General features: G+C 57.2%; 5 protein-coding genes. 3 read left to right on the forward strand and 2 right to left on the reverse strand.

Annotated features, from left to right (window positions below):
- Positions 1–93 precede the first annotated feature (93 nt).
- Entirely contained in the window at positions 94–729 is a 636-nt protein-coding gene (locus GIW28_RS18245) for a chorismate mutase (protein WP_442963239.1), read from the reverse strand.
- Positions 730–1,055: 326 nt separating this feature from the next.
- Between GIW28_RS18245 and GIW28_RS18250 the strand changes: the two genes are divergently transcribed.
- Entirely contained in the window at positions 1,056–1,295 is a 240-nt protein-coding gene (locus tag GIW28_RS18250) for a DUF6124 family protein (protein WP_099549494.1), read from the forward strand.
- A gap of 70 nt (positions 1,296–1,365) precedes the next feature.
- Here GIW28_RS18250 and glnA read toward each other — a convergent pair whose 3' ends face one another.
- Positions 1,366–2,772, reverse strand: a complete 1,407-nt coding sequence (glnA, locus tag GIW28_RS18255; protein ID WP_017138628.1) for a glutamate--ammonia ligase — start codon at positions 2,770–2,772, stop codon at positions 1,366–1,368.
- A 334-nt stretch (positions 2,773–3,106) separates the two neighbouring features.
- Here glnA and thiI point away from each other — a divergent pair, with 334 nt between their 5' ends.
- The gene (thiI, locus tag GIW28_RS18260) at positions 3,107–4,561 is read left to right on the forward strand and encodes a tRNA uracil 4-sulfurtransferase ThiI (RefSeq protein ID WP_065930794.1); all 1,455 of its coding nucleotides are present in this window, start codon (positions 3,107–3,109) and stop codon (positions 4,559–4,561) included.
- 139 nt (positions 4,562–4,700) lie between these two features.
- Entirely contained in the window at positions 4,701–6,521 is a 1,821-nt protein-coding gene (gene typA, locus GIW28_RS18265; protein WP_003217997.1) for a translational GTPase TypA, read from the forward strand.
- Positions 6,522–6,621 lie beyond the last annotated feature (100 nt).

The following is a 6,621-nucleotide window of genomic DNA, read 5'->3' on the forward strand; positions in this document are numbered from 1 at the left end:
GTGGGAGCTGGCTTGCCTGCGATAGCGGTGGCACATTCACCATTGCTATCGCAGGCAAGCCAGCTCCCACAGTTTTGATTGGGTTTGCAGGCTTTAACCTTTGTAGATGCACAGCTCGGCGGTGGCGCGGATCATTGCCAGTTGGCGCAGCGGATCATTCAGCGGCTCATGCACGGCGGTGGCCAGCCACTGCGGGCATTGCGGGTCGGTGCGCTGCGGGGTGAAGTCGGCCAGTTGCTGCAGCAGGGTTTTTTGCAGTTGGTCCAGCCGTGGTCGGATCTGTTTTACCAAGTCCGGGCGCGGGTCGTCCGGGGCTTTGCCCTGGAACTGCCAGTCGGACAGGTGGGTGTACTGCACCAGCTTGTTGGCCTCTATCTGCGCAGAAAAAAACTGCTCAGCGGCGGCGGGGTCGAGTTTGTAGCCGGGCGCCTGGGCCGCCACGCTGGCGATCACCTCTTGTTCGCGCTTTTTGTCCTCTACGGGCTTGTGGCTGTCCCATTTGCTCAGGGCCACCTGATCGGCAATCTCCAGGCGTTCGGCGATGCTGTTGAGCAAAGGCTCCAGAGTGGGCGGCGCGGCGCTCGCACTGGCGCTGATAAATAACAAAGCGAACACAAGTCGATGTTTCAAAGCGGATCTCCTGTGGGAGCTGGCTTGCCTGCGATGCGGGCAACTCGGGGCATCAGGTATACCCAGCGGATGCCATCGCAGGCAAGCCAGCTCCCACATTTTTAATCGGGTTGCAGGCCTGCAGTGGCGTCAGCCAGAGGCTACCTTAACTTGCGTGCTTGCCTACAGGTGCGCCAGAATCCGCCGGCTTGTACGGCTGGCTTGTCGTCTCTAAGGTTGCTCGGTCGCTGCTCATCAGCGATCAGGTTTAGTAGCCTGAGGGTTAAGTTAAGTCGTACCACTCCGACCTTTATGGCGGCTGTGCGTAGGGCACCTTCGGGTGCGCCGGCTTTTGCTTAACTTCCCCGGTCTACTAACCTGCGCATAGCTGCCACCCTATCGTTTAGTAGCGAGTCGATGGCGGCCTCATTCGAGGAAGTTAAGACATGTTCAAGGCAACGCCAAATCCACCGCCATCCGTTATCGCCATCGACCCCGACAGCGACGACGAATCCCTGCTGATTAACAGTTTCGAAGCCTTTACCTCGGTCAGCACCTTGTTGCTTGATTTGTCCGAGGCGCTGGAAGGCAAACACCGCGATACCGTCCTGGCCATTCACCAGCTCAGTGCCCTCGGCACCTTGATGGTGGGCAACATGCTCGACCGCCACGCCCCGGCTCGCTAAACGCCAGGCAAAAAAAAGACCTCCCGAAGGAGGTCTTTTTCGTTACGCCGCGTTAAGCGGCGCTACCGGATCAGCAGCTGTAGTACAGCTCGTATTCCAGTGGGTGTACGAAGGTGCGTACTTTGATTTCTTCTTCGCTTTTCAGCTCGATGTAGGCATCGATGAAGTCGTCGCTGAATACGCCGCCTTTGGTCAGGAACGCACGGCCCTTGTCCAGCTCTTCCAGGGCTTCTTTCAGGCTGCCGCACACTTGTGGGATCTCTTTGGCCTCTTCAGGCGGCAGGTCGTACAAGTTTTTGTCGGCGGCGTCGCCTGGGTGGATCTTGTTCTGGATACCGTCCAGGCCAGCCATTACCAGCGCAGCGAAGGCCAGGTATGGGTTAGCTGCCGGGTCCGGGAAGCGCGCTTCGATACGGCGAGCGCGAGGGCTGGACACGTAAGGAATACGGATCGAAGCGGAACGGTTACGCGCCGAGTAGGCCAGCATTACCGGTGCTTCGAAACCTGGCACCAGACGCTTGTAGGAGTTGGTCGACGGGTTGGTGAAGCCGTTCAGGGCCTTACCGTGCTTGATGATACCGCCGATGAAGTACAGGGCAGTGTCGGACAGGCCGGCATAACCTTCGCCAGCGAAGGTGTTCTTGCCATCTTTGGCGATGGACAGGTGAACGTGCATACCCGAACCGTTATCGCCGTACAGTGGCTTAGGCATGAAGGTAGCGGTACGGCCGTAGGCATCAGCCACGTTGTGTACGCAGTACTTCAGGGTCTGAACTTCGTCAGCCTTGGCTACCAGGGTATTGAACTTCACGCCGATTTCGTTCTGGCCGGCAGTCGCCACTTCGTGGTGGTGAACTTCGATGACCAGGCCCATCTCTTCCATGGCGTTGCACATGGAGGTACGGATTTCGTGGTCGTGGTCGAACGGCGGAACCGGGAAGTAACCACCTTTGATACCTGGACGGTGGCCTTTGTTGCCGCCTTCGATGTCCTGGTCAGACATCCACGAACCTTGTTCGGAGAAGATCTTGAACATGGAGCCGGAGATGTCGGACTTGAACTTGACCGAATCAAAGATGAAGAACTCTGGCTCCGGGCCTACGAATACGGTGTCGCCGATACCGGTCGACTTCAGGTATTCCTCAGCGCGCTTGGCGATCGCACGTGGGTCGCGGTCGTAGCCTTGCATGGTCGAAGGCTCGATCACGTCGCAGACGATGATCAGGGTTGGGTCTTCGGTGAACGGGTCGAGTACGGCAGTGCTGTCGTCCGGCATCAGGATCATGTCGGAAGCTTCGATGCCTTTCCAGCCGGCAATGGAGGAACCGTCGAACATTTTGCCTTCTTCGAAGAACGCATCATCCAGCGCGTCACGAGCCGGCATGGTCACGTGGTGCTGAGTACCTTTAGTGTCCGTGAAGCGCAGATCAATCCATTTAACGTCATGATCTTTGATGAGTTGAACCGACTTCGACATGGTGTCCTCCGGGTGGCTTCGGGCTGGGGTAGTGGAGTTAGCCCTTAGAATGTGGGTGATGCCGGCGCGAATACTCGACCAAGGCAACCTGCCTCACAAGAGAGCAAATTGCATGCCAGTGCGCCAACATGGCCTTTTTGCTTCAAAATGGCCCCTATAACGGTGCAATCCGCTGAAGCGGAATAAATAACGCACTGCAATGTAGCGTTAATTTGCGCAAATGACCCGTTTTGGTGCGTTGCGTCTGTGATGCATATTAACTGGTTAAACCTTGAGCGATTTCCGCTATAATCCGCGCCCCCCTTTTTCAGCAGGCCCGGCGCGCGCTGTTTCCATGAAATTAATCGTAAAAGTCTTCCCCGAGATCACCATCAAAAGCCGACCGGTACGGACGCGTTTCATCCGTCAGTTGGCCAAGAACATCCGTGCCGTGCTCCGAGACCTGGACCCGGCTGTGGTGGTGAACGGCGTGTGGGACAACCTCGAGCTGGAAACCCGCATAACCGACGCCAAAGCCTTGAAGGACATGACCGAGCGCCTGAGTTGCATGCCGGGCATCGCGCATTTCCTGCAGGTCGATGAGTACCCGTTGGGCGACTTCGATGACATCACCGAAAAGTGCAAACAGCACTACGGCGAGTCGCTTGAAGGCAAGATCTTTTCGGTGCGCTGCAAGCGCGCCGGCAAGCACACCTTCAGCTCCATGGATGTAGAGAAATACGTCGGCAGCAAGCTGCGTCGCGAGTGCGGCGCCGCCGGAATTTCCCTCAAAGCGCCGCAAATTGAAGTGCGCATGGAAATTCGCGACCAACGGTTGTTTGTGATCCACAGCCAGCACAACAGTATCGGCGGCTACCCGCTGGGCGCACTGGAACAGACCCTGGTACTCATGTCCGGCGGTTTCGATTCCACGGTGGCGGCCTACCAGATCATGCGTCGCGGCCTGATGAGCCACTTCTGCTTCTTTAACCTGGGCGGGCGTGCACACGAATTGGGCGTGATGGAAGTCGCGCACTTTATCTGGAAGAAGTACGGCAGCTCCCAGCGCGTGCTATTTGTAAGCGTGCCGTTTGAGGAAGTGCTGGGCGAAATTCTCGGCAAAGTCGATAACAGTCATATGGGCGTAGTATTGAAGCGTATGATGTTGCGCGCTGCGTCGCGAATCGCCGATCAGTTGCAGATCGACGCGTTGGTGACCGGTGAGGCGATCTCCCAGGTGTCCAGCCAGACGCTGCCGAACCTGTCGCTGATTGATTGCGTCACCGAGAAGCTGGTCTTGCGCCCGCTGATCGCCAGCCACAAGCAGGACATCATCGACCTGGCAGAAGAAATCGGCACGGCCGACTTTGCCAAGCACATGCCTGAATATTGCGGGGTCATTTCGGTGAACCCCAAGACCCACGCCAAGCGCAACCGCGTGGAGTATGAAGAACAACAGTTTGATATGGCGATTCTGGAGCGTGCGCTCGAGAACGCCAAACTGGTCCCGATCGATCGTGTTATCGATGAATTGGGCCAGGATGTGCAAATCGAAGAAGTCAGCGAAGCCCTGGCCGGCCAGATTGTCGTCGACATCCGTCACCCGGATGCCGCCGAGGATGAGCCGCTGGAAATCGCTGGCATCGACGTGCAAGCGCTGCCGTTCTACGCATTGAACGCGCGCTTCAAGGAACTGGATAACAGCCGTCAGTACCTGCTGTATTGCGACAAAGGCGTGATGAGTCGCCTGCATGCCCACCATTTGCTCAGTGAGGGGTATGCCAATGTGCGCGTTTATCGACCGAGCTAAGAGCCCGGGGCTGTTTGCCTGTGGCCTGCGTCACCGGCCCCCCGACTCTGCCGTCAAGCTGTAACGGCAAGGCCTGACTCTACTGTTAATCGCTGCCACGACCTGTCAGCACACCGAATCCTCTGATCGAGATACACAAGTGATCGAAAATCTACGTAACATCGCCATCATTGCTCACGTTGACCATGGTAAAACCACCCTGGTAGACAAACTCCTGCGTCAATCCGGCACCCTGGAGCGCAACGAGCTCAACGACGAGCGCGTGATGGACTCCAACGACCAGGAAAAAGAGCGCGGTATTACCATCCTGGCTAAAAACACCGCTATCAACTGGAACGGCTACCACATCAACATCGTGGACACCCCGGGCCACGCCGACTTCGGCGGCGAAGTAGAACGCGTAATGTCGATGGTTGACTCCGTTCTGCTGCTGGTTGACGCTCAAGACGGCCCTATGCCGCAAACTCGTTTCGTGACCAAGAAGGCTTTCGAAGCCGGCCTGCGTCCGATCGTGTGCATCAACAAGGTTGACCGTCCAGGCGCGCGTCCGGACTGGGTTCTGGACCAGATCTTCGACCTGTTTGACAACCTGGGTGCTACCGAAGAACAGCTGGACTTCAAAGTGGTCTACGCCTCGGCCCTGAACGGCATTGCCGGTCTGGAACACACCGACATGGCTGAAGACATGACCCCGCTGTACCAGTCGATCGTCGACAACGTACCGGCACCAAAAGTTGACCGTGAAGGCCCGTTCCAGATGCAAATCTCGGCACTGGACTACAACAGCTTCCTGGGTGTTATCGGTGTTGGCCGTATCGCGCGTGGTAGCGTCAAGCCGAACACTCCAGTTGTCGCCATCGGCGCCGACGGCAAAAAGCGTAACGGTCGTATCCTGAAGCTGATGGGTCACCACGGCCTGCACCGCATCGACGTTGAAGAAGCTTTCGCCGGCGACATCGTGTGCGTGAGCGGTATGGACTCGCTGTTCATCTCCGACACCCTGTGCCAGCCAGACAACGTTGAGGCGATGAAGCCTCTGACCGTTGACGAGCCAACCGTTTCCATGACCTTCCAGGTAAACGACTCGCCTTTCTGCGGTAAAGAAGGCAAGTTCGTGACTTCCCGTAACATCAAGGAACGTCTGGACAAAGAGCTGCTGTACAACGTTGCACTGCGCGTTGAAGAAGGCGACTCGGCTGACAAGTTCAAGGTTTCCGGCCGTGGTGAGCTGCACCTCTCGGTACTGATCGAAACCATGCGTCGCGAAGGCTTCGAAATGGGCGTTGGTCGTCCAGAAGTGATCATCCGTCAGGTTGACGGCGTGAAGCAGGAACCGTTCGAAAACGTGACCATCGACACCCCTGAAGAATCCCAGGGCAAGGTCATGGAAGAGATGGGCCTGCGTAAGGGCGACCTGACCAACATGGTGCCGGATGGCAAAGGCCGTGTACGTCTGGAATACAACATCCCTGCGCGTGGTCTGATCGGTTTCCGTAACCAGTTCCTGACCCTGACCAACGGTGCTGGCATCCTGACCTCGATCTTCGATCGCTACGACACCATGAAGTCCGGCGACATGTCCGGCCGTCAGAACGGTGTTCTGGTATCGGTAGAAACCGGCAAGGCGCTGACCTACTCCCTGGAAACTCTGCAGGCGCGTGGCAAGCTGTTCGTTGAACACGGTCAAGAGATCTACAACGGTCAGATCGTTGGTCTGAACAGCCGTGACAACGACATGGGCGTTAACCCAACCAAAGGCAAGAAGCTCGACAACATGCGTGCTTCGGGCAAAGACGAAACCATCGCTCTGGTCCCACCTGTTCGCTTCACCCTGGAACAGGCCCTGGAATTCATCCAGGACGACGAGCTGTGCGAAGTTACGCCTAAGTCGATCCGCCTGCGTAAGAAGATCCTGGACGAAGGCGAGCGTACCCGCGCTGCCAAGAAAGCCAAGAACTGAGTTAACTCAGGCTGAATGAAAAACGCCCCCGGTCGAAAGGCCGGGGGCGTTTTTTTATGCCTGATCGTTCCCACGCTCTGCGTGGGAATGCCGCTTGGGA

This window comes from Pseudomonas sp. PA-5-4B, from assembly GCF_021606215.1.
GTDB lineage: Bacteria > Pseudomonadota > Gammaproteobacteria > Pseudomonadales > Pseudomonadaceae > Aquipseudomonas > Aquipseudomonas edaphica.